Source organism: Corynebacterium tuberculostearicum (assembly GCF_046097255.1).
GTDB lineage: Bacteria > Actinomycetota > Actinomycetes > Mycobacteriales > Mycobacteriaceae > Corynebacterium > Corynebacterium tuberculostearicum_J.
In genome coordinates this window covers 2,210,133-2,233,591 of record NZ_CP175770.1, presented here as the reverse complement: position 1 = coordinate 2,233,591, position 23,459 = coordinate 2,210,133, and the positions used below count along the sequence as shown (strand labels likewise).

General features: G+C 60.2%; 23 protein-coding genes. 16 read left to right on the top strand and 7 right to left on the bottom strand.

Annotated elements, in window-relative coordinates; translation table 11 throughout:
• The first annotated feature begins 3 nt into the window (after positions 1-3).
• From ACKFRY_RS10625 to ACKFRY_RS10605, 5 genes are all read left to right on the top strand, one after another.
• Positions 4-702, top strand: coding sequence for a response regulator transcription factor (locus tag ACKFRY_RS10625; RefSeq protein WP_005323792.1), 699 nt, complete (start codon positions 4-6; stop codon positions 700-702).
• Positions 699-2,258: an ATP-binding protein gene (locus ACKFRY_RS10620; RefSeq protein WP_408922830.1), complete on the top strand. Its 1,560-nt coding sequence runs from the start codon at positions 699-701 to the stop codon at positions 2,256-2,258. Before ACKFRY_RS10625 ends, ACKFRY_RS10620 begins: the two co-directional genes overlap by 4 nt.
• A gap of 109 nt (positions 2,259-2,367) precedes the next feature.
• Complete coding sequence (locus ACKFRY_RS10615; protein WP_408922829.1) at positions 2,368-3,834, top strand: trypsin-like peptidase domain-containing protein; 1,467 nt, start codon at positions 2,368-2,370, stop codon at positions 3,832-3,834.
• 139 nt (positions 3,835-3,973) lie between these two features.
• Complete coding sequence (locus tag ACKFRY_RS10610) at positions 3,974-4,528, top strand: molybdenum cofactor biosynthesis protein B (protein WP_150850821.1); 555 nt, start codon at positions 3,974-3,976, stop codon at positions 4,526-4,528.
• A 16-nt stretch (positions 4,529-4,544) separates the two neighbouring features.
• The gene (locus tag ACKFRY_RS10605) at positions 4,545-4,763 is read left to right on the top strand and encodes a hypothetical protein (RefSeq protein ID WP_005329139.1); all 219 of its coding nucleotides are present in this window, start codon (positions 4,545-4,547) and stop codon (positions 4,761-4,763) included.
• Positions 4,764-4,870: 107 nt separating this feature from the next.
• Here the strand turns inward: ACKFRY_RS10605 and mscL are convergent, their stop codons facing one another.
• The 3 genes from mscL to ACKFRY_RS10590 all read right to left on the bottom strand — a co-directional run bounded on the left by mscL (position 4,871) and on the right by ACKFRY_RS10590 (position 6,805).
• The gene (gene mscL / locus ACKFRY_RS10600; RefSeq protein WP_040425139.1) at positions 4,871-5,362 is read right to left on the bottom strand and encodes a large-conductance mechanosensitive channel protein MscL; all 492 of its coding nucleotides are present in this window, start codon (positions 5,360-5,362) and stop codon (positions 4,871-4,873) included.
• A 111-nt stretch (positions 5,363-5,473) separates the two neighbouring features.
• On the bottom strand, positions 5,474-6,181 hold the full coding sequence (locus ACKFRY_RS10595; RefSeq protein WP_373366763.1) for an SAF domain-containing protein: 708 nt from the start codon (positions 6,179-6,181) through the stop codon (positions 5,474-5,476).
• Between the two features lie 48 nt (positions 6,182-6,229).
• A complete protein-coding gene (locus ACKFRY_RS10590) occupies positions 6,230-6,805 on the bottom strand; it encodes a 5-formyltetrahydrofolate cyclo-ligase (protein ID WP_005329136.1) in 576 nt (191 codons plus the stop codon).
• 67 nt (positions 6,806-6,872) lie between these two features.
• On the opposite strand from ACKFRY_RS10590, the gene ACKFRY_RS10585 reads away from it, so the two are divergent.
• The 4 genes from ACKFRY_RS10585 (at position 6,873) to glpR (ending at position 11,411) form a co-directional block, all read left to right on the top strand.
• On the top strand, positions 6,873-7,799 hold the full coding sequence (locus ACKFRY_RS10585; protein WP_179386230.1) for a UTP--glucose-1-phosphate uridylyltransferase: 927 nt from the start codon (positions 6,873-6,875) through the stop codon (positions 7,797-7,799).
• 56 nt (positions 7,800-7,855) lie between these two features.
• A complete protein-coding gene (gene glp, locus ACKFRY_RS10580; protein WP_005329134.1) occupies positions 7,856-9,166 on the top strand; it encodes a gephyrin-like molybdotransferase Glp in 1,311 nt (436 codons plus the stop codon).
• Positions 9,166-9,876: a GNAT family N-acetyltransferase gene (locus ACKFRY_RS10575; protein ID WP_408921355.1), complete on the top strand. Its 711-nt coding sequence runs from the start codon at positions 9,166-9,168 to the stop codon at positions 9,874-9,876. The genes glp and ACKFRY_RS10575 overlap by 1 nt, the downstream gene beginning before the upstream one ends.
• Before the next feature lie 143 nt (positions 9,877-10,019).
• On the top strand, positions 10,020-11,411 hold the full coding sequence (gene glpR, locus ACKFRY_RS10570) for a gephyrin-like molybdotransferase receptor GlpR (protein ID WP_408922828.1): 1,392 nt from the start codon (positions 10,020-10,022) through the stop codon (positions 11,409-11,411).
• A gap of 14 nt (positions 11,412-11,425) precedes the next feature.
• Here glpR and ACKFRY_RS10565 read toward each other — a convergent pair whose 3' ends face one another.
• On the bottom strand, positions 11,426-12,142 hold the full coding sequence (locus ACKFRY_RS10565) for a DNA-3-methyladenine glycosylase I (protein ID WP_408922827.1): 717 nt from the start codon (positions 12,140-12,142) through the stop codon (positions 11,426-11,428).
• Between the two features lie 156 nt (positions 12,143-12,298).
• Between ACKFRY_RS10565 and ACKFRY_RS10560 the strand changes: the two genes are divergently transcribed.
• Together ACKFRY_RS10560 and ACKFRY_RS10555 are read left to right on the top strand one after the other, a co-directional pair.
• Positions 12,299-12,712 carry a DoxX family protein gene (locus tag ACKFRY_RS10560; RefSeq protein ID WP_049379053.1) on the top strand — a complete coding sequence of 138 codons (414 nt, stop codon included), beginning with the start codon at positions 12,299-12,301 and terminating at the stop codon, positions 12,710-12,712.
• The gene (locus ACKFRY_RS10555) at positions 12,699-13,400 is read left to right on the top strand and encodes a zf-HC2 domain-containing protein (protein WP_408922826.1); all 702 of its coding nucleotides are present in this window, start codon (positions 12,699-12,701) and stop codon (positions 13,398-13,400) included. Before ACKFRY_RS10560 ends, ACKFRY_RS10555 begins: the two co-directional genes overlap by 14 nt.
• 17 nt (positions 13,401-13,417) lie before the next feature.
• Here the strand turns inward: ACKFRY_RS10555 and ACKFRY_RS10550 are convergent, their stop codons facing one another.
• Entirely contained in the window at positions 13,418-15,037 is a 1,620-nt protein-coding gene (locus ACKFRY_RS10550) for a dolichyl-phosphate-mannose--protein mannosyltransferase (RefSeq protein ID WP_408922825.1), read from the bottom strand.
• A 24-nt stretch (positions 15,038-15,061) separates the two neighbouring features.
• Between ACKFRY_RS10550 and rsmI the strand changes: the two genes are divergently transcribed.
• From rsmI to metG, 3 genes are all read left to right on the top strand, one after another.
• The gene (gene rsmI, locus ACKFRY_RS10545; RefSeq protein ID WP_408922824.1) at positions 15,062-15,916 is read left to right on the top strand and encodes a 16S rRNA (cytidine(1402)-2'-O)-methyltransferase; all 855 of its coding nucleotides are present in this window, start codon (positions 15,062-15,064) and stop codon (positions 15,914-15,916) included.
• 246 nt (positions 15,917-16,162) lie between these two features.
• On the top strand, positions 16,163-18,019 hold the full coding sequence (locus ACKFRY_RS10540) for a BCCT family transporter (RefSeq protein ID WP_408922823.1): 1,857 nt from the start codon (positions 16,163-16,165) through the stop codon (positions 18,017-18,019).
• Between the two features lie 152 nt (positions 18,020-18,171).
• Positions 18,172-20,004 carry a methionine--tRNA ligase gene (gene metG / locus ACKFRY_RS10535; RefSeq protein WP_084771677.1) on the top strand — a complete coding sequence of 611 codons (1,833 nt, stop codon included), beginning with the start codon at positions 18,172-18,174 and terminating at the stop codon, positions 20,002-20,004.
• 127 nt (positions 20,005-20,131) lie between these two features.
• On the opposite strand, the gene ACKFRY_RS10530 is transcribed toward metG, so the two are convergent.
• Together ACKFRY_RS10530 and ACKFRY_RS10525 are read right to left on the bottom strand one after the other, a co-directional pair.
• Positions 20,132-20,632, bottom strand: a complete 501-nt coding sequence (locus tag ACKFRY_RS10530; RefSeq protein ID WP_005323769.1) for a GNAT family N-acetyltransferase — start codon at positions 20,630-20,632, stop codon at positions 20,132-20,134.
• Between the two features lie 10 nt (positions 20,633-20,642).
• Entirely contained in the window at positions 20,643-21,137 is a 495-nt protein-coding gene (locus tag ACKFRY_RS10525) for a GNAT family N-acetyltransferase (protein ID WP_005323767.1), read from the bottom strand.
• Between ACKFRY_RS10525 and ACKFRY_RS10520 the strand changes: the two genes are divergently transcribed.
• Both ACKFRY_RS10520 and ACKFRY_RS10515 read left to right on the top strand, forming a co-directional pair.
• Entirely contained in the window at positions 21,136-21,990 is an 855-nt protein-coding gene (locus tag ACKFRY_RS10520) for a TatD family hydrolase (RefSeq protein ID WP_005323765.1), read from the top strand. The genes ACKFRY_RS10525 and ACKFRY_RS10520 overlap by 2 nt on opposite strands.
• A gap of 285 nt (positions 21,991-22,275) precedes the next feature.
• Entirely contained in the window at positions 22,276-23,457 is a 1,182-nt protein-coding gene (locus tag ACKFRY_RS10515; protein ID WP_250409561.1) for a resuscitation-promoting factor, read from the top strand.
• Positions 23,458-23,459: the final 2 nt, after the last annotated feature.

The window sequence follows — 23,459 nt, the reverse complement described above, 5'->3', positions numbered from 1 at the left end:
ACTATGAAAATCCTTGTGGTGGATGATGAACAAGCCGTCCGCGAATCGCTACGCCGTTCCCTACGTTTTAACGGCTACGAAGTGCTGACCGCTAACGACGGCCTGGAAGCCGTCGAGACGGTGCGCGCTGAGAATCCAGAATTGTTGATTCTGGACGTCATGATGCCCAACATGGATGGCCTTGAGGTATGCCGCACCCTGCGCAGTGAGGGTTGGGACCGTCCAATCCTCGTGCTGACTGCGCGCGATGGTGTTTCGGACCGTGTGGCTGGCCTCGATGCCGGCGCGGATGATTACCTGCCAAAGCCATTCGCATTGGAAGAGCTCTTGGCCCGCGTGCGCTCCTTGGTACGGCGTGCCTCTGCAGATTCCATCGCGGCTGAAGCCCCGGTGGAAAGCAAGCTCAGCTTCGAGGACCTTGAGCTTGACGCCGATACCCGCGAAGTAAGCCGCGGTGGCCGCGCCATTTCCTTGACCCGCACCGAGTTTGCGCTGCTGCAATTGCTGATGGAAAATCCCCGCAAGGTTCTCTCCCGCAGCAAGATCCTGGAAGAGGTATGGGGTTACGATTTCCCTACCTCCGGCAATGCTCTCGAGGTCTATATCGGCTACCTGCGTAAGAAGACCGAGGGCGAGGGCGACGCTCGCCTCATCCACACCGTCCGTGGTGTGGGCTATGTTTTGAGGGAGTCTAATCCGTGATTTTAAGGAAGCCCGCTTCCCTTGCGGTGGCTTCCGGGAAAGCACAGTCCACCCCTCTTACCGAGTTCTCTGATAGTCAGGGGAGTTGGGCTTCACGGGCGCCACTGCGGTGGCGCCTTGCTACTGTTACTGGCCTTGTGGTGGCCGTAGCCGTTGCCTTGATGACGTTGGCAACGTATTGGGTAGTTTCTATGTCCCTTACCGCCTCCGTCGATGACCGCTTGGAGGCCAAGGCCGATGTCTTGTTGCGGCAAAGCCAAGACCCGCGGTTCATGGATAACGTGGACCAGGAAATCGAGGACTTTAAGTCCTATAACCCTGGCACCCGTGTAGCCCTATCACCGCCCTCCATGAGCTTTTCCTACGGCGACACCATTCCTGTGGGCGGGGACTTCCACCGGACGGAGAATTACACGGAAACTTCCGTGCGTACCGTCGGCGGCGAGCGGGTGTTGGCCAAGCGTCATGATCTCGGCTCTACCGTGGTCGTCGCTCAGTCTCTCGCATCTACGCAAGAGCTCATAGCCATCTTGGGCACGGTGCTACTGATTATCGTTGCCCTTGGTATCGTGCTCGCCATTTTTGCAGGCCTCATCGTGTCCAAAACCGGTATGCAACCCATCGCCCGGCTGAAGCGAGCGGTGGATTACGTGACGCAGACCAACGACCTGCGTCCTATTGAGGTCTCCAATAACGACGAGATGGCGCAGTTGACCACCTCCTTTAACCAGATGCTGGAGGCACTGCAGGAATCCCGTTCGCAGCAGTCTCAGTTCGTAGCCGATGCTGGACACGAGCTAAAGACCCCGCTGACCTCTATGCGTACCAATATTGAGCTTTTGATGATGCTCAATCGCGCCGGTGGTGGCTTTGGCATGAGCGATGAGGACCGCAAGGACCTCGAAGATGACGTCATGTCCCAGATGAATGAGCTCTCCACCTTGATTGGAGACCTCGTTGATTTGGCGCGCGAGGACGGCAATGAGCGCGAACCGGAACCGGTTGACCTTTGTGAAGTCATGATGGCTTCGCTGGAGCGTGCGCGCCGCCGCCGTCCCGATGTTGAGTTCTTGGTGCGCTTTATCCCGTGGGAGCTGGACGGCGACCCCTTCGCATTGGGCCGTGCCACGCTTAACCTCATGGACAATGCGGCTAAGTGGTCGCCGGCAACTGGCACGGTGCGTGTATCTATGGAGCAGCTATCCTCCCACGAGGTGCGCCTGCGCTTTGATGACTCTGGGCCTGGCATTGCACCGGAGGAGCGGGAGAAGGTCTTTGAACGCTTCTACCGTTCGGCGGAAGCGCGTTCCATGCCGGGATCGGGCTTGGGCTTGGCCATTGTGAAATCGGTAATTGAACGCCACGATGGCACGATCAAGATCCGCGAGTCTAATGATGGTGGCACCCGCATGGAAGTCATCTTGCCGGGCAAGCCTGTGCCGGGTGAGATTTACGTGGACGGTTTGGCAGACCCGCATGAGGGGCTGCCGGGTGGTAAGGAAGACCCAAGCGACCGGGGTGAAATCTTTGCGCAGCGTTGGTTTAACCAGGGCTAGCGTATAAGCGTTTATACTGGTGAAGTAATGCAGCAACCTTTCAGGAATTCCTAGTAGGTTGGCAGATCAGTATCAGTCTTGACCAAGCGAAGTGAGGCATAGTTTTCTCATGAACATGAGGAATGACGATTACCGCGGCTTTGATGGAAACTCCCCAGAGGGAGAATCCCAGGAAGGTCCGGGTAGGGCCGAGCCGGTTCAGGGTGGTCCGAACTTTGGGGAGACCGGACAGCCGGATGCGGGTGCCGGAAATGCTGGCCCCTACAGCAATGGCACTGGTCCTTATGGTGGCGTCGGTGCGCAGGCGTATGAGACCGGTTCCTATTCGCAGGGCTGGAATCAGCCGCGCGGCGGTGCTGAAGGTGATGACCCGCGAACGCTAGGTTCGCTGGGCCCCTATCCTAATGCACCGGAGACCCAAAGCTTTAGCGGTCAGGGGCAGGAAGGCCCGATGGTCACCCCGCTGCCTCCGCAGCCGGAGCAAAAGAAGAAAATCGGCTTGGGTGCCGCCACCGCTTTGGCGGCCGTTGCCGCCATCGCCGCAGGCTCGATTGCCGGTGCTGTGGTCGGTATGAGTTCCGGGGGAGGCAATAACGATACCTCTGTAGTCAATGAAGCCCTCAAGGCTGAGCCGGCCAACAATAGCACCGGTAAGGAACCGGAGCAGGGTTCCGTTGAAGAAGTTGCCTCTAAGGTTTTGCCGGCGGTGGTTTCTATCCAGACGATGACTCGTACTGGTGGGGCTGAAGGCTCCGGTTCTGTCATCTCCCCAGATGGTTATGTACTGACCAACCACCACGTGGTTGCCGGTGCTGAGCACGGTGGCATGATGCAGGTGACCATGAATGACGGCAGCAAGCATGAAGCTGACGTGGTGGCCTCGGATGCGAATACGGACGTAGCCATCGTGAAGATCAAGGACGTCAAGGACCTGCCCTTCTTGCAGTTCGGCGACTCCGATTCCGTTGCCGTGGGTCAAGAGGTGGTGGCCGTGGGCTCACCTTTGGGCCTGAACGCTACCGTGACCTCGGGCATCGTGTCGGCAAAGAACCGTCCCGTGCGCGCGTCCCAGGAGGGTGGCGAGTCCTCATTGATTGACGCCATTCAGACCGATGCTGCGGTAAACCCTGGCAACTCCGGTGGCCCGCTGGTGGATCGAGACGGCAATATCGTGGGCATGAACTCCATGATTGCTTCGCTGTCTAATGACTCCTCCGGCGAGGGCGGCTCCATTGGCTTGGGCTTTGCAATTCCATCCAATTTTGCCAAGCGCATGGCAGATGAGCTCATTAATGACGGCAAAGTTTCCCACCCGACCCTTGGCGTGAAGGTGCTGGCGCGTGACGACGGCAATGGTGCCCGCATCGCCGAGGTGGAGCCGGGCGGTCCAGCAGATAAGGCGGGCTTGAAGGATGGCGACATTGTCACCCGCGTCAACGATCGCCTGATTGAAAACGCTGATGCGCTCATCGCGGCGGCGCGATCGCAGGACTTTGGCGCGACGGTGACCTTGGAGGTTACCCGCGAAGACTCGAATGATTCTCGTCAGGTAGAGGTAACCCTCTCAGGCGAGTAAATTACTGTGCAAGACCTCATTAGGTGCTGAATGCGCCGTACCTCACCCCGCCATAAGGCCGTACTGCCTTAACTTAAGGAGAAAAATGCCAGATTCGCAGCACGATGTGACCGACTCCGCGCAGCCCGACAGCGCGAATATGCGCGATTCCTTGATGGATGTAGCCGAACCCGATGATGCCTTCCTGCTGGCAAGCGAGCAGGAGGATAGCCTTGCTGCCCCGCGCCGTGGGCTTATTGTGATTGTCACTGACCATCCTGGTGAGCAATCCGATAGCACTTCGCAGCTGGTAAGCGAGTTGCTCGCGGAAGCTAATTTCCGCGTTGATGGCGCCATCGTGGTGCGTTCCAAGAAATCCAAGATCCGCCAGGCCATTGAGACCGCCGTGGTCGGTGGCGTGGACGTGGTCCTCACCGTGGGCGGTACCGGTGTAGGCCCGCGCGATAAGACTCCGGAGGCTACCCGGTCTGTCATCGACAAGATGGTGCCGGGCGTAGCTCAAGCTTTGCGTTCTTCTGGCCAAGCCTGCGGCGCGGTGGATGCCTGCACGTCTCGCGGCCTATCGGGCGTTTCGGGTTCTACCGTCGTGGTCAACCTTGCTTCCTCGCGTGCTGCGGTCCGTGATGGCATGGCTACCTTGGCGCCTCTGGTGCACCACCTGATTGACCAGCTGCAGCAATCGAGCGTGCAGTAATCGCAGGGCAGTTTCTATGACGTCGCGGAGAAATCGCCGGCGAGTATTCCGCCAATCCGATGCTGCCGGCTATGACCGTAGTGCTGATAAGCCCGGAGTACCCGCTTCCCACGGTGTTGATGAAGAGAGAATCGTTACCGTCGATGACGCGGATTCGGTGGCGGCAGAGGGGGAGTCTGGCCAGCGCGATGAACAGTTCTACCGAGAAAACCAGCCCCCACACTACGGCGGCTAGTGCTTAGGGCGGGCCGCAGGTAGGTAGCTACAGAGGTATACAAAAGCCCGTGGTTTCTTCCGAAGAATGAAACCACGGGCTCTGTGCTGCGCAGGCAGCGAAGGGAACTAGGCCTGGTGGCGGCCGCCGCCGGTAGAACCGTAATCGGCGTCGGTAGCACCGCGGGTGGAACCGTCGATGCCGGTACCCGGGATGTCCTTATCGGAGACATTCTGGGCCTCGAGCAGGTCGCGGATTTCCGCGAGCAGTTCCTCGGAGGTTGGGGCAGGGGCCTCAGGGTCCACACCGTGGCGGCGCTTAGCGGCCTCGGTGAGCTTGTTGATCGGCATGACGATGAGGAAGTAGACCACTGCGGCGATGATGAGGAAGTTAATCGCTGCGGAGATGACGGCGCCGAAGTCCACGAAGGTGTTTTCGGCATCTGTGATGTGGAAGCCAACGGCACCAACCTCAGCGGAGCCGAGGGAGTTAATGATCGGCTGGATGATGGAGTCCGTGACGGACTTGACGATTGCGGTGAAGGCAGAACCAATGATGACTGCGGTGGCAAGTTCGATGACGTTGCCGCGCATGATGAAGTCTTTGAAACCCTTGAGCATGGTGATATGCACAAACCTTTCTGGGAATAACTAAGGGTAGTTAAAAACCATGGACACCGCGAAACATTAGTGCAGCCGGTAACCAACCACAACTGCTGTGTCTGAAAAGGTCTAGCTCTGCTGTGGGTGGGCGCGGTCACCCACAATAACGACTGTGAGTGGTTGGCTTAACGACGCCGCGGCTACATCATTGGCGTGGTCATGGGGCAGCGCGAGCAAAACGGTCGAGGAAGAGGCCTCGCCTTCGGCGCTGGAGGTTGACACCACGCGCCCGCCGGTGGCGATAACGCGCGCGGTGGGTGCGGTGGGCGCCTCGCCCTCTCCAACATCAGAAGGGGAGGAGGCGGCATCGACGGCGGTTACCACGTCCACGGTATCGCCATGGTGTAGGTGGGGGATGATGTCTGGCTCGGCGAGCTTGACCGGGATCATCCGCGCGGCCGCGTCTTCGGAGCCGCCCACCAAGCTAGAGACAAGTTCTTCTCCTAGAAGGCGAGCATCGGTAATCACTTCGCCCTTGCCGGCTGCGGCGGTAATAACGCGGCCGGTGAGTTCTTCTGGCTTTGCCGCTACCGCGGAATCGGGGATGGAGGAGGAAGGAAGGCGGGCCAAGTCGACGTCGGCAAGCGCCAGCTCCGCGCCCGCAGGCAGATCGCGGCTAAAGACGGGAACGCGCGGCAGTTCCTTGGCCGCAGATAAGGCCGAAGCCAGCGCGGCAATAAGAAGGGCCACCGCAATGGCGCGGCGCACTACAACGCCGCGGCGGTGGCCAGGGGTACGAAGGGTGGAAACGAGGCGGGGCATACGCGAAGTGGGCATACTCTTTTAGACTGCCCGAAACCGCGCATGGTTCCCGCACCCTAAAAACTAGAAGCGGGTGATGCCCTCTGCGGTGACGGCGGCATCAACCTTGCGGTCATGGTCCTCGGTAGGCAGCTCGTCTACAAACTCGGAGGGGTAGACCATGGCGAAAACCGGCGGCTTGCCGTGGGGAAGCGGCTCTAGCGCGCGGTCATAGTAGCCGCCGCCCTTGCCCATGCGGTTGCCCTTGGCATCTACTGCCATGGCAGGGGCGAGCACCAGGTCGCACTCGGCCAGCACGCTGCTATCAAAGCTTGGGCCCTGGGGCTCATTCAATCCCAGTGGGCTGGTGTGCATGGCTTCCTTGCCGCGGTATTCGGCAAAGGTCAACGTGCCATTCTCGCCGGAAATTGGCAGGAGGACGCGGGAGACATGCGCCTTGAGCCACGGCACAAAGTCCGCACCGCCGGGCTCGGAGCCCAAAGGCCAGTAGGCGGCCACGGTCATGGACTCGGTGAGCTCGGATTCGAGATGCTTGCGCACGGCGGCGGTGAAAGCATCGTGGTCCTCGGAGGAAAGTTCGCGGCGGGCCTGGACCAAGCGGGCGCGCAGCTCGTTTTTGGCGGTGATGGAAGAGGTCATAAATAAATCATAACCCCGCGGCGTAGCGGTGCACGGGAAAATAATGTGGCGTTGTACGCTATTGTGCATGGCTATAGAACGCGAAGATTCCGCCCGCGGAATCACCACGGTTGTAGTTCCAGCGGCAGGTATGGGCACCCGATTTTTGCCCGCCACCAAGACGGTTCCCAAGGAACTGCTGCCCGTTGTTGATACTCCCGGCATCGAACTCATCGCAGAGGAGGCGGCCTCTGTCGGCGCGCGCCGCCTTGCGGTGATTACCGCGCCCGATAAGCAAGAGGTCATGCGCCACTTCGAGGCTTTCCCCGAGCTGGTAGAGACCCTTGAATCCCGCGGCAAGGACGAGCAGGTGGCCAAGGTCAAGCGCGCCAACCAGATCATTCACCCCGTTGCGGTGGAGCAGGAAAAGCCGCTGGGCTTGGGCCACGCGGTGGGCCTTGCCGAAGAGGTGCTTGGGGAAGACGAGGATTCCTTCGCCGTCATGCTCCCTGATGACATTGTGCTGCCCGCCACCGTCATGGCGGATATGGCGCGCGTGCGCGCGGCATTGGGCGGCAGCGTGCTGTGCGCCTTCGAGGTCCCGCGCGAGCAGACCTACAACTACGGCGTCTTTGACGTGGAGGATACCGATGCCCCTGGCGTGAAGAAGGTCGTGGGCATGGTGGAAAAGCCAGCGGTAGAGGATGCTCCTTCTAACCTCGTGGCCACCGGCCGCTACCTTTTGGACCGCAAGATCTTTGATGCCCTGCGCCGCATTAAGCCGGGCAAGGGCGGCGAGCTGCAGCTGACTGACGCCATCGAGCTCCTCATTGAGGAAGGCGAGCCCGTCCACGTGGTAGTCCACCAAGGAAAGCGCCATGATTTGGGCAATCCCGGCGGCTATATCCCCGCCAACGTGGACTTTGGCCTGCGCGATGAAAAGTATGGTCCCACGCTGTATAAAGCGATTAAGCAAATCATGGCCGAGTATGAGGACGAGCACGGCCTAGCCTAGGGATTCTTCCCAGTGGCCAAGGACGTGGAAGCGAAGAAAGGGCGGGCATAGACCTTATGCGTTCAGTTGATGACCAGTTGGCGCTGGTAACGGATGCGGCGACGACGCCGGAGCCGGTGCGCATCGGTATTTCCAACGCGCTGGGTTTGATGTGCGCCGAGCAGGTACAGGCTAATCAACCCCTGCCGGGGTTCCCGCAGGCGGCTATCGACGGCTACGCGGTGCGCGCCGTGGATATCGGTGGCGAGCGGGGCCTGCGGGTGCGCCGCCACAAGGACCAGGAAGAACAGTCCGCCGAGGGCGAAGAGGATGCGGATTCCCCGCAGCCGGAGGTAGAGCGTTCCTTGCCCGTGGTGGGTGAGGTTCCGGCCGGCTCCAAGCAGCCGCTGCGCCTGCAACCTAAGCAAGCGGTGCGCGTATATACGGGTGCGCCTTTGCCCACGCTTGCCGACGCCGTCCTGCCCCTCGAGTGGACCGACCGCGGTCGCAAGCGCGTTACCGCCCACCGCCCGGTGCGCTCTGGTGACTTTGTGCGCCGAGTGGGCGACGATATCCAGCCTGGTGATGTCGCCGTATCCTCCGGCACCGTCTTGGGTCCAGCTCAGATTGGCCTTCTAGCCGCGGTAGGCCGCTCAAAGGTGCTGGTGTACCCGCGGCCGCGTATTACCATTATTTCTTTTGGCCGCGAGTTGGTTGACTTGGACCAAGAACCGGCACTGGGCCAGGTTTTTGACGTGAACTCTTATTCCTTGGCCGCCGCGGCCCGCGAAGCCGGGGCGGAGGTGCACCGCGTGGGCATTGCCGAGGGCGAGCCGCGCCGCATCCGCGAAGCATTGGAAAAGCACATTGCCCGCAGCGAGGTGCTGGTTATCTCCGGCGCAGTGGGCGGCGCTGGCGCCGAGGCCATTCGCGAGATCCTCGACGATCTTGGTGATGTCGATACCTCCCGCGTGGCCATGCACCCCGGCTCCGTCCAAGGCTTTGGGCTGGTGGGAGAGGAGCGCATTCCTACCTTCTTGCTGCCGTCCAATCCGGTGTCCGCGCTTGTGGTCTTTGAGGTATATATCCGCCCGCTCATCCGCTTGGCGCTGGGCAAGCGCAATGCGCACCGCCGCGTGGTGCGTGCGCGCGCGTTGAACCACATCGATTCCCGCCCCGGCCGGCGCGGCTTCATCCGTGCTCGCCTGATGCGCGATGCCGAAACTGCGGACTATTTGGTAGAAGGCCTCGGCGGTGCCGCAGGTGCCCCAGCCCACCTCTTGGCCGGCCTCTCAGAGGCCAACGCCATGATTCGCGTGCCGGAAGAGGTCACGGAAATCCGCCCGGGCGATGTGGTTGATGTGTTGTTTTTGACCCAGCGCAGCTAATGCTCGATCCTTTCGGCAACGCGGCGGATAGGTTCCGCCATCCTGCTACCGGCCCCACCGATGACATGCATCCGGGGTGGCCGGAATCCACTCCTATTGTCCAGCTTCCCTCCTCTTCTGTCTTTCCCTCGGGGGCGCGGATGCGTTTGCGCCCCCTGCTGCGTTCCGACGGCCACGAGTGGCGGCGTCAGCGCATCGACGATGAATGCTCCCTCCGCCCGGTCGAGCCGACCCAAGCCGCACCGTGGGCGGCGGCGCATAGCCAGCAGGCGTGGTGGAATCACCTGATGTACCTGCGCACCGCCGCGCGTGAGGCGCTGGTGATCCCGCTTGTCATTGAGGTGGAGGGAAAGTTCGCCGGGCAGGTGACCCTAGGAAATATTCAGCATGGCAGCATTCGCGATTGCTGGATTGGCTACTGGGTCTATTCCGCGGTTCATGGCGCCGGAGTGGCTACGGCGGCCACCGCCTTGGGCGTGGACCACGCCTTCGGGCGAGTGGGTTTACACCGCGTGACCGCCACCTATCTGGAGCACAATCCGGCCTCGGGTCGCGTCTTGGCCGCCAACGGATTCCGGCATGAGGGGTATTTGCGGCGCAATCTGCATATCGACGGCGCGTGGCAGGACCACCACTACGTGGCGTTGGTGAAAGAAGACTTTGCCTCTACGGCGGTGGAGCGTCTCCGCCAAGCTGGACGGTTGGCGTGAAATAGCGTCCCAATCGCTGGGAATCCGACCTCATTTTTCACATAAGTCACAACATTGTAATTTGCGCGAATTTGGGGTGCTACGGTGCGGTTTCACCGTTTAAGGTGGAGTAATCATCTGTATTCAAGGGGAAGGTCCTTTTCGTGTCGACAGCTGTGCCGATTATCGCGATCATCGTGGTGTGGCTCTTCGTACTCGCACCGTGGCTACTGGGTAGGAATAACCGCCCAATGAGCCATACCGGTGAGGCCTTTGAAGATACCCGGGTCCTCTTTGAAGGAGATTCCGGCAAGGTCGCCGGCCGGCGTCGTCCGCGCCTGCGTGCCGGCGACGTCCACCGCCGTGACGATGAGGACGAGGCGGACTACGAAGTCGTCGAGGCTGCAGACGCTGCCGACAGTGAATCCGATACCGAGGCCACCAAGTCCTCGTCGCGCTCCGTAACCATTGCCGGTGCCGCACGCCGGGCCAAGTCCCAGCCCTTCGGTAGCGGAAGCCGGGCGTTTACTGCTGCATCCGCTTCCACCGCCGGTGAAGAATTCACGCAACAGGCAGAAACTATCGACGGCGAATTGGTGGAAGAAGCGATTGCAGAAGAAGACTCGTCTGCAGTCGAGCCCCAGGCAGCTGCGGTTCAGGCAACTGCGGTTCCTGCCTCTCAGCAGGCTGATGCGGACAAGGAAGCCAACACCGCAGAGACGGACGATGTCGATGACGTGCTCCTTGAGGACGAGGACGACGCCGCGGACGAGCCCACTAAGGACAAAGCCTCCGATGTTGCCGCCGCCGAGGCTGAGGTCTTTAGCGCCCCAGCTGTCTCAAGCGTGGCGAGCGATGCATATGCCTACGACGAAACCTATACCTCGCCGGTAGACCTCATGTATCCGGGAGCCGTTGACAAGGCCGAGGCCAGTGAGAATGACTCCGCAGATCCCGCCGGCGTGGAGACGGCAGACGAGGCTGAGGGCTCCGAGAACGAAGCAGCGGCCGCGGACGCAGACGAAGCCGGCATGGATACTGACCTGTCCGAGGACGAGGTCGAGTTTGCCCAGCGTCGCTTGGGCCGCGGTGGCTGGGATCCGGTAGCGGAAAAGGAAAAGTCTGCAACGCGCTACCAGCGACGTCAGCGCACCCTGTTGGGGCTGGCTGTGGCCGTGGTGCTCACAGTAGCCCTGGGCATTGTGGTCGGTGGCTGGACTTGGTGGTTGGCTGCCGTCGCTGGCGTGCTCACCGTGGCCTACTTGATCGCCCTTCGCTCTCAGGTACGCCAGGAACAGGCACTGATGCGCCGCCGTGTGCGCCACCTGCGCCGCGCCCGTTTGGGCGTGCGCAACGCCGAGGATGAAGAGCTAAAGATTCCGCGCAACCTGCGCCGCCCGGGCGCCGTGGTTGTGGAAATCGACGATGAGAGCCCGGACTTCGTGCACCTTCCGCTGAGCTATAGCGATGGTGAGGACGGCGACTTTGACGGCCCGCACGCCGGGCCCGATGGTTATGGCCGTCGCGATGACCTAGCGGCCCGCCGCGCTGGATAAGCGCGCGAGGCGGACTAGCTAGCAGCGTCGTGAAGCTCGTCAGCGCCCGCTGTCTGCGAGTTCGCGAGCGCGTTGTATTCCTGCGCTAGGCCATAATTCGGCACGCCGCTCTCCAGCCACACGCCGGAGGTACCGCGGCGATGGGAGCCGATAAGGTGCGTATCAATCATGCCGATGGCCTCCATGAGGGCGAAACAGGTAACCGGTCCAACGAAGCGAAAGCCTTTCTTCTTGAGTTCGCGGGACATGAGCTTCGACTCGTAGCTCTTTTTCGGAATATCTTCCATCACGGTGGGGTAGAGGTTCTCCGGAGGCTGGTAGGCCCAGATGAACTCCGCCAGCCCGCCTTCCTCGCGCAGAGCGATGGTCGCCTTGGCGTTATTAATCGCGGCGCGGATTTTGGTTTCGTTGCGGATAATGGAGGCGTCGCCAAGCAAACGCTCCACGTCCGCCTCGTCGAATTGGGCGACCTTGTCCGGATCGAAGTTGCAAAAGGCCGCACGGAAGGCCTCGCGCTTCTTGAGCACCACCGCCCAAGAAAGGCCGGACTGAAAAGATTCGAGGCTCAAGCGCTCGTAGAGTGCAGCTTCATCGAAAATGGGCAGGCCCCATTCGGTGTCGTAATACTCCTTTAACATCGGCGAGGACATCGCCCAAGGCGGGCGGCCCAGGCCATCATCGTCATAGACCAAGGTGGTGCGCTCTTCGGACTGCGTAGTTGGTTCGCTCATGGTGTTCTCCTTTTATCTTTTGTGCGTGGTTTCCATTGAAACAGCCTGCGCGGCCGTGTTCTTTTCCTTCCCCCGCCAAAGGGTGAATTTCCCAGGAGTATGGGTGTAGTCCATTGCCTTCGCATCGGGTGAGGGGTTCAGGGTAATCTGTTCAGCATGAATAGACCTGCCGTACGCGATGCCGCACTGCTTATTTTTCGAGCGGTCCTCGGATTAATCTTTATCGCACACGGCGTGGACAAGATGTTTATGACCGGCATGGATGAAACCGTGGGGCAATTTTCCGCCCTAGGGGTGCCGCAGCCACAGCTTTCCGGCTATATCGCCGCCATCGGGGAGATGGCCGGCGGTGCATTCCTCGTCGTTGGTCTGCTCACCACTTTTGTCGCCGGGGCACTCGCATTGCTCATGGGGTGTGCCCTCTATTTCGTGCACCTGGGCCACGGGCTTTTTGCTGCCGACGGCGGAATCGAATACCCACTGGTATTGCTGCTATCCCTGCTGATGATCGTAATTTTTGGCTCCGGTAGAGCCAGCATGGACGGGGTGCTCAGCAATGTTGACGCATAGCCAGGTCCAGGCGGCAATCTCCGCGCACATGGATGGAGAGCACTCCGATCTGTCCCAGGACGTCATTGATACCCACCTGGAAAGCTGCACCGAATGCCGCGCTTTCCGCGACAAGGCGGCCGCGCTATCGCGTTCATTGAGCTTTGTGGAGCCTGCGGATTCCGGCATGGCGCCGCCCACGGATCTTTCTGATGTCATCTTGGCCGGTGTGGAGCCGGAATGGCGGCGTACCTCGAGCGCGCGCCAAGCTAACCTCACGGTCGCACGCGCCGCCATGGTGGTTATGGGTGCAATCTTTGCGATCTGGGCAGTGGTGCTCATTGTGCACGCCTCCGGGCTCGTACCGTTGGGCGCGGAAGGAAAGATTTTGGATCCTACTGCGGATCCGGAGCGAGCCAACCTGCTGATGGAGGGCGCGGCAGTGCGCTTCGGCATGGCCTGTGGTCTATTCTTCAGCGCCTGGCGCCCCGCCGCGGTCACCGGACTGCTGCCAGTCTCAGCGACCATGTTTGCCTTCCTCTTCGGCTTTGGCATGCGCGATATAGCGCTGGGTACCGTAACCATTGAGCAGGTGTATTTCCTTATCGCCACCGCACTGGCAACTCTGAGCCTGGCGTGGGCCTGGGCGGCGGAAAAGGGCTACCTGGTGCGCGCGTGGTGGAAGTCCCTCAACGCGCAGCCGCAATAAACTCCGCTCTGGCCAGGTTAAGTCCAGCTAGGCAGCCACATCATGGAGTGGTACCAGGAATCTGGAATCTTGTAGCCGTACAAAATGGGGGAGAAGTAGAAGAACATCGCCACTACCAGGGCTAGGTAGAACACGGCGGCGATGGTGCCCCAACGTACGGGGCCGCCGGCCAAGCTCTTCAGCCATCCCCACCGCACAGGCCTGCCATGCCCGATGAGCTGGCCTAAAGCTAACGCAATAAGCACGATGACAAAGGGGATAAAAGCGGTGGCGTAGAAGAAGTACATCTGGCGGTCAAAGGCCGCGAGCCAAGGCAAGAAGCCTGCCGCAAAGCCCACCAAGGGGATAAGAAAGGCGCGGTTGCGGCGAATAATGAGCGACCACAGGCCCCACAGCACGGCCGGGATGACCAGCCACCAGATGGCCGGGGTGCCAAAGAGGTAGAGCATCTTGCGGCATTCGTTACTGCCATCACCGCACTGCAGGTCGGTGGAGGAGTAGTACAAGATCGGGCGGGCGGCAACGAGCCAGGCCCAAGGCTTGGAATCCCACGGGTGATGATGGCCGCCGGAGGAGGTCAGGCTGGCGTGGAATTCCAGGACAGAGGAGTGGTAGTAGAACCAGCCGGCTAAGGAATCGGGCAGGTTCAGCAGCCACGATCCATCCTCGATGGTGCCATCCACCTTGGCATGGCGGTACACGGCGGTTTCGGAGGAAAACCACGCCCGCCAGGTCCAGGCGTAGAGCAGTACCGGCACGAGCACAAGGGAGGCCAAGGCAGCAGGGGTATCGCGCACCAGGGTGCCGAGGATATAGCGGCGTACCCCATAGCGCTTGCGCAAGGCAAGGTCGCTAAAGACGGACATCAGGCCAAAGAACATGATGAAGTACAGCCCGGACCACTTCACGCCCAGGGAAAGGCCAAGACAGACGCCTGCAAGGAGGCGCCACCAGCGGAATCCAAAGCGCGGGCCGAAGGCGGACGAGCCCATCCGGTCCTTCACAAACGCGTTGTGGAGGCGCTCGCGCATCTGGTTATGATCGCGGGCGAGCGCCCAGGCGGCGGCTACCACGAAAAAGACCTGGAAGATATCCAGCATGCCGAACTTGGAGGAGACCAAGAGCACGCCATCAAATACGGCGATGAGGCCAGCTAGGGTTGCTACCTGCCAGGATGAAGAGACTCGGCGGGCCAGGGACATCGTCAAGAGCACGGTGGCTGCTCCGAAAAGCGCCGTCATAAAACGCCAGCCCATTGGGGAATAACCAAAGATCCATTCGGCAAGTGCCACGATCTGCTTGCCCAGCGGTGGGTGAACCACCAGCCCGTAGCCGGGGTTGGTTTCAATGCCGCCGATAAAAAGGTTATCCCAGCTTCGCACCATGTCCCAGGCTTGGGGAACATAGTGCTTTTCATCAAAGACGGGCGTGCCCTTGGAAACGGGCGCAGTAAGTCCGACAAAACGGGTAATGAGCGCAAGGACGCCGACGACGCTAGTGCTTATCCAGTCAGCCTTGCCCCACTGATAGGCGCGGGGTGCTGGCGGAGCCACGGTGTCGTGCGTGGGGCGCGATGGGGCAGCGGTAGCAATAGTCACTTGGTTGAGTCTAGGCGACAACGTAGCGCAACCGCGCATTAGAGAGTATGGAATGCTAGAGGCATGTCTGTTTTAGGTCTGGATCCACTACCGCGCGGGGTAATCCTCGCCGCCACGCCGTTGGGAAACGTAGGAGATGCCTCCGCGCGTTTAATGCATGCCTTGCAGCATGCGGACGTCATCGCGGCCGAAGATACCCGGCGCGTGCGCAATCTGGCCCAGGCCTTAGGGATCGAGATTTCCGGGCGAGTGGTGTCCAATTTTGACCACAATGAAAAGGACCGGGCCCAGCAGCTTATCGACGCCGCCGCGTCAGGCACCGTCCTCGTCGTCACCGATGCCGGAATGCCGATTATTTCTGATCCGGGCCTGTCCCTTGTGTCCGCTGCAGCCGAGCGCGATATTCCCGTGACCTGTTTTCCCGGCCCCTCCGCGGTGCCGACGGCCCTGGCGCTTTCGGGCCTGGGCGTGGGGCACTTCCTTTTCGACGCCTTTCCTCCTCGCAAGCCCGGTCCCCGCAAGGCGTGGCTGGAGTCACTGCGCAACGAAAAGCGAGCCATCGTCTTCTTCGAATCTCCTCACCGCGTGGCCGAAACCCTGGCCGAGGCAGCGGAAATTCTCGGCGCCGACCGCCCGGCCGCGTTGTGCCGGGAGCTGACCAAGACCTATGAGGAAATCCGCCGCGGCAATTTGGGTGAGCTTGCCGAGTGGGCAGTAGACGGTGCTCGGGGAGAGATCACCGTGGTGATCGAGGGCGGTACAGCCGCTGCCGCTACCGCCGCAGACTTGGTGCCCAAGGCGCTCGAGCTAGCGGAGGCGGGGATGCGGCTGAAGGACGCGTGCAAGCAGGTAGCCAAAGGTACTGAGGTTTCCAACCGCGAGCTTTACGACGCCGCCTTGGACGCACGCAAGGCCTAGCCTCACCGGTCGTTTCGATTACGTCACACCCCGCATCGTTCCTAGACGGTTTCACTAACGGGGCTTTGTAATTGAATTGTTATAGTGCTCGGGCGTGTAGGCGGCTTAAAGCGGTATTTACATGGGGAAATGAAGCGTAAAAACCTTTTAAATTATCGTGGAAAATCCCTGGGAAACGGCGTTGAGCAGCGAAGTTTCTACGTGCTTCGTTTGATAATTGAGTAGTTCCGCACCACTGTATAGCTCATGACAAACTCGGAAAACATGGGCACAGGCGTGCCAGAAGAAGGAAAGGAACCGGTCGGCGCACAGGCGCAGCCGGCCTCTGCTTCTTCGAGCGGGCAGCCTATTGAGAATTATCAGACTGTAGACGAACAGCTGGACGCACAATCTGCCACCGGCCAGCTTCAGGATATGATTCACTCCGATGGTTTCCACCCGGAGCGCTATGACGATCCTGAGGTGGAAATCGCGGCCGATCGTGACAATATGCCTATCGATTGGTCCATCGTGGGCATCGCCGGCGTGCTGATTGCCGCGATCGTTGTGTGGGGCTTGGCCGCCCCGGATAGCTTTGCCAACTTCTCCTCTTCGGCCCTGACCTGGGTTGTGGACAACTTCGGTTGGGCCTATATCCTCTTCGGCACCGTCTTCGTGGTGTTCGTTGTCTTTATTGCCGCCTCCAAGTTCGGCTCCATCAAGTTGGGCCGCATTAATGAGGAGCCGGAATTTTCCACGCCATCCTGGATTGCCATGATGTTCGCCGCCGGCATGGGCATTGGCCTGATGTTCTACGGCGCTTCCGAGCCGCTGGCTAACTACCGTGACGGCACCCCGGGCGAGGGCACTGGCAACGTTGGATCGTCCATGGCCTATGCCATGTTCCACTGGACGCTGCACCCCTGGGCGGTGTATGCCATCGTTGGCTTGGCCATCGCGTACTCCACCTTCCGCATTGGCCGCAAGCAGCTATTGAGCCAGGCCTTCGTGCCGCTTATCGGCGAGCGTAACGCCAATGGTGCGGTGGGCAAGTTCATCGATGTCCTGTCCATCTTCGCCACCGTCTTCGGTACCGCCTGCTCCTTGGGCCTGGGTGCCCTGCAGATTCAGGCCGGCTTGAAGGCATCCGGAATCATCGATAACCCCACCAATTCCGTGGTTATTGGCATCGTTCTGGTCCTTACCCTCGCATTCCTCCTGTCTGCGATGTCCGGCGTGGGCAAGGGCATTCAGTACATTTCCAACGCAAACATGGTCCTCGCCGCAGTGCTGGCCATCTTCGTGTTCATCTTGGGCCCGACCGTTACCATCCTCAACCAGATTCCTGGCTCCATCGGTAACTACCTCAACTACTTCACCGAGATGATTGGCCGCACGGCCGAGTCCGAAAACGGCGCCGCCGGTGAGTGGCTGTCCGGCTACACCATCTTCTACTGGGCATGGTGGGTTTCCTGGTCCCCATTCGTGGGCATGTTCCTGGCACGCATCTCCCGCGGTCGTTCCGTCCGCGAGTTCTGCCTCGGCGTCCTGCTTATTCCAGCCGGCGTATCCACCCTGTGGTTCGCTATCTTCGGCGGCACCGCTATCCACATGGAGCAAAACGGCGAATCCATCACCGGCGAGTCTGCTGAGGAAGAGCTGTTCAATCTCCTGCAGTCCATGCCCGGCGGCTTCATTGCCGGTATTGTTGCAGCAATTCTTCTGGCTACCTTCTTCGTCACCTCTGCGGACTCCGCATCCACGGTGATGGGCTCCATGTCCCAAAATGGTGCTTCTACCGCTAAGCCGTGGCTATCCGCGGCATGGGGCGCACTGACTGCCTTGGTAGGCCTGACCCTGCTTCTGGCTAATGAGGACGCACTGTCTAACCTGCAGAACGTCACCATCGTTGCTGCACTGCCATTCTTGTTCATTGTCGTTGGCCTGATGTTCGCCATCTACAAGGCACTGAGCGAGGATGTTATTTACCTCGAGTACCGCGAGGCACAGCAGTTCCAGCGCAAGATGGCCCGCGAGCGCCGCTTGCACCGCGAGTACCAGCGCACGCAGGTACTCAAGAAGCGCCGCAACGAGCGTCTCAAGCACCCGATGAAGCGCAAGTAGCTAGCGCCCTTTGCGGTTGCTTTCATAGCGCCCATCGTTTCCTCAGCAGTGGGGAAGCGGTGGGCGCTTTGTTCTGAAAATACGGTTCACCTGCGGAGTAAATGTCTGCCCTGATCGTGTGGACAAGAGCCGGCTTCGATACAGTAGAACCCATGACTGAGTCTGTAGTAGTAAATGTTGCCTGGCCCTATGCCAACGGCCCGCGCCACATCGGTCATGTGGCCGGCTTTGGTGTTCCTTCTGACGTCTTTGCACGTTTCCAGCGAATGCGTGGCCGCAACGTACTCATGGTCTCCGGTACGGACGAGCACGGCACTCCGCTATTGGTTCAAGCGGACAAAGAAGGCGTGTCCGTTCGCGAGCTCGCAGACCGCTACAACCGCCAGATCGTCACTGACCTAGCCAACCTCGGCCTGTCCTACGATCTCTTTACTCGTACCACCACCCGTAACCACTACTCCGTGGTACAGGAACTCTTCAAGGGCCTGTATGCCAATGGCTACATGCTCAAAGAGACCACCCAGGGCGCTATTTCTCCGTCTACCGGACGCACCCTGCCGGACCGCTATATTGAGGGCACCTGTCCTATCTGCGGCGCGGATGGCGCCCGCGGTGACCAGTGCGATGAGTGTGGCAACCAGCTCGACCCGGTGGACCTGATCAACCCCGTATCCAAGATCAACGGCGAGACCCCAAAGTTCATTGAAACCGAGCACTTCCTGCTGGATCTGCCCTCCATCAAGGACGAGCTGCAAAAATGGCTGTCCACCCGTGAGGACTGGCGCCCGAACGTCTTGAAGTTCTCCCTGAACTTGCTGGAGGATATGCGCCCGCGCACCATGACGCGCGATATTGACTGGGGCATTCCGATCCCGGTTGAGGGCTGGCAGGACAATAACGCCAAGAAGCTCTACGTGTGGTTCGATGCGGTCATCGGTTACCTGTCTTCCTCCATCGAGTGGGCATACCGCACTGGTCAGCCTGAGGCGTGGAAGGACTTCTGGCAGAACCCGGAGGCACGCCACTATTACTTCCAGGGCAAGGACAACATCACCTTCCACTCCCAGATCTGGCCGGCCGAGCTTCTGGGCTATGCCGGCAAGGGCAACAAGGGCGGTGAACTCCACCAGTACGGCGAGTTGAACCTGCCCACGGAAATCGTCTCCTCTGAGTACTTGACCATGTCTGGCTCCAAGTTCTCCTCCTCCAAGGGCGTTGTCATCTATGTCAAGGATTTCTTGGCGGAGTTTGGCCCAGATGCCCTGCGCTACTTCATCGCCGTGGCCGGTCCGGAGAATAACGACACGGACTTTACCTGGGATGAGTTTGTCCGCCGTATCAATAATGAGCTGGCCAATGGCTGGGGCAACCTGGTCAACCGCACCGTTTCTATGGCGTTTAAGAACTTCGGTGAGGTTCCAGCACCAGCAGCGCTGGAAGAAAAGGATAAGGAAATCCTGCAGCTGGCGGAAGAGACCTTCGAGACCGCCGGTTCTTTGCTGGAACAGTCCAAGTTCAAGCAGGCGATTACCGCCATCATGCACGTCGTCGGCGAAGCCAACGCTTATATTGCAGACCAAGAGCCGTGGAAACTGGCCAAGGATGAGACCCAGCGCGAGCGTCTAGCTACCGTGCTGTGGACTGCTCTTCAGGTGGTCTCTGACTGCAATGTCATGCTCACGCCGTACCTGCCGTTTACCGCGCAGAAGGTCCATGAAACCTTGGGCCGCGAGGGCGTGTGGGCGGCCCAGCCGGAGGTCCATGATGTCAAGGACGATATCCCGGTAGAGCTCGTCGGTGCTGGCTTGCCGCCAGAGGGCCACGAGTATCCGGTCATCATGGGTGACTACACCCAGCAGCAGGCAAAGTGGGAGCGCATCCAGGTAGAGCCGGGCACCGCCTTGGCCAAGCCGAAGCCGCTCATCTCTAAGCTTGACCCAGAGCTGGGCGAGACTGGCCCGGAGTGGGCGCCTGTTACTAAGTAATAGCACCTAAAACGGCCGCGTTATTGCCTCTTTTCCAACAGAGAAAAGGGCGTAACGCGGCCGTTTCTGTATTCCGGTCTGGAAGGAAGGAGTACGAAATACCCGAATCCTTGCCAGGAAGGGTGGTTTAGCGCTCGAAATCGCGCTGGAGGTGCACCAGGCCGAGGCGGACGCCATCCTTGGTATGGATATTTGGCATGCGGCCGGTCTCGGTGAAGCCGAACTTCTTGTGCAGGGCGATAGAACCCTCGTTGGTATCGACGATATAGGTGATCATCGTCTGCACGTAGGCGTCGTCGGCGGCGACGTCCATGAGGGCGTCGAGAAGCTCGGAGCCCACGCCTTTACCCTGAGCGGAGGGCGCAATGTAGACGGAATCTTCCACGGTGCCGTAATAGATGGCGGGGGTGACGAACTGGAAGTAGGCCGCCCAGCCAATGACTTCATCATCGTGCACGGCTACAAAGACTGGGGAGCCAGCCTTAAACATCTCCTTGAGCCACTCTTCGCGGTCAGACACATCTTCTTGCCATGTGACCAGGTTAGCGGCGGGTTTCGCTGCGGAGCCGGCGTTGTAGATAGCGGTGAGTGCGGGGGCGTCGGCAAGCTCAGCAGGACGGATATGCATAGAAATTCCTTTACACCAGAAGTTGTAGGTGGGTGAGGCTCAACCAGTGATCGAACTTGTAGCAAACCTCTTTAAGAGTACCCACGTTTTCAAACCCGAACTTTTCATGCAACTTTAGCGATGCCGCATTGGTGGAAACGATGAGGGCGAGCAGGGAATGAACCTTTGTATCGGCGCGGGCCGCATCTACCAAAGCACCCAGCAACGCGGTGCCCACGCCCTGGCCCTGAGCGGCGGGGGAGAGATAGATGGTCGTCTCATAGCAGCCGGTCCACACCTGCGGATCGCGGTAAGGATGGTAGAGAGCCCACCCTAGGTAGGCACCGGAATCGGACTCCGCGATGAAGCACGGGCAGCCCTCTTCCCAGATGTGGCGCAGGTAGGCCTCGCGTTCTGCGATGCTGGCCGGGGTAGTGCGGAAGATGACGTCGGTGTGCTCGATGGCCCAGTTGAGGGTCTCGGTCATGGCGGGCACATCCGCAAGGCCGGCGGGTCTGATCAACATGGCAGCCAATATTACAATTGCCCGTATGGCTAAAAAGAAGCGACGTCCCACTCCCGTTCCGGCACCGGGCCTAAGCGGCCTCATCGATGCGCACACGCACCTGTTTTCTCACAAGGACACCGATGAGGTTCTGGTTAATCGCGCGCGCACCGCCGGTATTAGCCGCATGGTGACGGTGGGCGATGACCGCCGTGAATCAGCAGCGGCGCTGGCTACCGCGCATGTCTTTCCGGATGTCTATGCCGCCTGTGCCATCCACCCGGTACGCGCCAATGAGTTGGATGCACCCACGAAGGTGGCGCTGGAGGAGATGGTGGCGGATCCGCGCTGCGTAGCAGTGGGAGAGACCGGCCTCGATGCCTATTGGGTCCACCACGAGCCGGAGACCACCGCGACCATGGCCCAGCAGGAGGAATCCCTGCGCTGGCATATTGACCTTGCGGTGCGCCATGGCAAGACGCTGATGATCCACAACCGCGAGGCGGATGCGGACCTGCTGCGCATTCTTGCCGACGCCCCCTCACCCGACACCGTTATGCTGCACTGCTTTTCCTCGCCGCTGAAAGTCGCCGAGGAAGCCTTGGAGCGCGGCTACGTATTGTCCTTTGCCGGCAACGTCACCTTCAAGCGCAATGCCGAGCTGCGGCAGGCGGCGGCGAAGGCACCGGCCGGCCAGCTTCTGGTGGAAACCGATGCGCCATATATGACGCCAGAGCCTTACCGGGGCCAGCGCAATGAACCGGCTCTTATCGGGCACACATATGAATGCATCGCTCGCGTGCGCCACCAGACGGTGCAGGCGCTAGCAGCGGAGGTAAACGACACTTTTGATCGCGTTTACGGCCTGCGCTAATGCCTAGGTGACGGTTTTCACAAAAATAAAACCCGCTGGTCAGAAGTTGCGGGGGTGCTTAGTGTGGCGGTTGTGTGTCCAGTGAGGCGTGTGGTGGATTGGTCCTCGACTTTGTGGTGCTGTTATCGTATCGTTATTAATCGTTCGTTTAGGTTTTGGGATCCTGCAGCGCCACCCTCGGTGCGGCAGCAGCGGATCTTAGTAGGGCAAACGCCTGCGTGGACAACTCTGCTGGCCTAAACTCTTGTAATTGTTGAAACCTGCACTACCGGAGATTCATTCAGCATGTCACCTCATCAGATCAAGCGCCTCAATAACTCCCGCTCGCTGCCACTGCGTCTGGCAACGGGTGGCGTATTGGGCACCCTGGCCGTCGGCGGCGTGGTAGCCGTTGCGGCACAAAAGGACGTCACCGTGGACATCAACGGCGACAAGGTGGAGCTGGCTACCTTTGCCAAGGATGTCGACGGCGCGCTGGAGGCAGCCGGCGTGCAGGTGAGCGAGGAGGACATCGTCTCCCCGGCCCCGTCCGAGTCCGTGGGTGATGGCGATGAGATCTCCGTGCGCACCGCCAAGCCAGTAGCCGTGACCATCGATGGCGTGCAGCAGCAGCTGTCCACCACCGACCTCACCGTTTCTGACCTGCTGGGTAACCTCGACGGCGTAGTCAAGGGTGCTTCTGTGAAGTCCGGTGATGCTGACGTGGACGAGGACGCCCAGCTGGAAGAGGGCATGGACCTTGAGGTTGTGTCCCCGAAGATCGTCAAGATTAATGATGGCGGCAAGGTAACCTACACCAAGATTGCCGCTAAGACCGTTGAGGACGTCCTCAAGGCCCGCAATATCGACGTTGATGACGATGACCGCGTCTTCCCGTCCAAGGAGACCAAGGTTACCGAGGGCATGTCCATCAAGGTGGACCAGGTGTCCACCACTACCTATGACTCGGAAGAAGAGTTTGACGCTGAGCCCAACTTTGTCGATGACCCGGAGCTGGAAGAGGGCACCGAAGAGGTCCGCGAGGAAGGCGTTAAGGGCAAGCGCGTTATTACCCACAAGCTGGTAATGAAGGACGGCGCGAAAGAATCCAATGACGTCATCAAGGAAAAGGTGACCGTCGAGCCTAAGGCTGCCACCATCGCCCGCGGCACCAAGAAGGCCGAGGAAGAAAAGCCGGAGGAGGGCGGCAACTCCGGTGCTGCTGCTCCGGCGGTGGCCGATGGCTCCGTCTGGGATTCCATTGCACAGTGTGAGGCAACCGGTAACTGGGCCATTAATACCGGCAACGGCTTCTCCGGCGGCCTGCAGTTCACCCCATCCACTTGGGCGGCATTCGGCGGCACCGAGTATGCACCGGAGGCATGGCAGGCTTCCCGCGAGCAGCAGATTGCCGTGGCAGAAAAGGTGCAGGCAGCGCAGGGCTGGGGCGCTTGGCCGGCATGTACTTCCAAGCTGGGCCTGCGCTAAAC

Excerpts from the sequence above, each read along its gene's own strand:
- ACKFRY_RS10625 (WP_005323792.1), top strand. The coding sequence starts at position 4 with ATGAAAATCCTTGTGGTGGATGATGAACAAGCCGTCCGCGAATCGCTA.
- ACKFRY_RS10615 (WP_408922829.1), top strand. The coding sequence starts at position 2,368 with ATGAACATGAGGAATGACGATTACCGCGGCTTTGATGGAAACTCCCCA.
- ACKFRY_RS10610 (WP_150850821.1), top strand. The coding sequence starts at position 3,974 with ATGCGCGATTCCTTGATGGATGTAGCCGAACCCGATGATGCCTTCCTG.
- ACKFRY_RS10605 (WP_005329139.1), top strand. The coding sequence starts at position 4,545 with ATGACGTCGCGGAGAAATCGCCGGCGAGTATTCCGCCAATCCGATGCT.
- mscL (WP_040425139.1), bottom strand. The coding sequence starts at position 5,362 with ATGCTCAAGGGTTTCAAAGACTTCATCATGCGCGGCAACGTCATCGAA.
- ACKFRY_RS10595 (WP_373366763.1), bottom strand. The coding sequence starts at position 6,181 with ATGCCCACTTCGCGTATGCCCCGCCTCGTTTCCACCCTTCGTACCCCT.
- ACKFRY_RS10590 (WP_005329136.1), bottom strand. The coding sequence starts at position 6,805 with ATGACCTCTTCCATCACCGCCAAAAACGAGCTGCGCGCCCGCTTGGTC.
- ACKFRY_RS10585 (WP_179386230.1), top strand. The coding sequence starts at position 6,873 with ATGGCTATAGAACGCGAAGATTCCGCCCGCGGAATCACCACGGTTGTA.
- glp (WP_005329134.1), top strand. The coding sequence starts at position 7,856 with ATGCGTTCAGTTGATGACCAGTTGGCGCTGGTAACGGATGCGGCGACG.
- ACKFRY_RS10575 (WP_408921355.1), top strand. The coding sequence starts at position 9,166 with ATGCTCGATCCTTTCGGCAACGCGGCGGATAGGTTCCGCCATCCTGCT.
- ACKFRY_RS10565 (WP_408922827.1), bottom strand. The coding sequence starts at position 12,142 with ATGAGCGAACCAACTACGCAGTCCGAAGAGCGCACCACCTTGGTCTAT.
- ACKFRY_RS10560 (WP_049379053.1), top strand. The coding sequence starts at position 12,299 with ATGAATAGACCTGCCGTACGCGATGCCGCACTGCTTATTTTTCGAGCG.
- ACKFRY_RS10555 (WP_408922826.1), top strand. The coding sequence starts at position 12,699 with ATGTTGACGCATAGCCAGGTCCAGGCGGCAATCTCCGCGCACATGGAT.
- ACKFRY_RS10550 (WP_408922825.1), bottom strand. The coding sequence starts at position 15,037 with ATGCGCGGTTGCGCTACGTTGTCGCCTAGACTCAACCAAGTGACTATT.
- rsmI (WP_408922824.1), top strand. The coding sequence starts at position 15,062 with ATGTCTGTTTTAGGTCTGGATCCACTACCGCGCGGGGTAATCCTCGCC.
- ACKFRY_RS10540 (WP_408922823.1), top strand. The coding sequence starts at position 16,163 with ATGACAAACTCGGAAAACATGGGCACAGGCGTGCCAGAAGAAGGAAAG.
- metG (WP_084771677.1), top strand. The coding sequence starts at position 18,172 with ATGACTGAGTCTGTAGTAGTAAATGTTGCCTGGCCCTATGCCAACGGC.
- ACKFRY_RS10530 (WP_005323769.1), bottom strand. The coding sequence starts at position 20,632 with ATGCATATCCGTCCTGCTGAGCTTGCCGACGCCCCCGCACTCACCGCT.
- ACKFRY_RS10520 (WP_005323765.1), top strand. The coding sequence starts at position 21,136 with ATGGCAGCCAATATTACAATTGCCCGTATGGCTAAAAAGAAGCGACGT.
- ACKFRY_RS10525 (WP_005323767.1), bottom strand. The coding sequence starts at position 21,137 with ATGTTGATCAGACCCGCCGGCCTTGCGGATGTGCCCGCCATGACCGAG.
- ACKFRY_RS10515 (WP_250409561.1), top strand. The coding sequence starts at position 22,276 with ATGTCACCTCATCAGATCAAGCGCCTCAATAACTCCCGCTCGCTGCCA.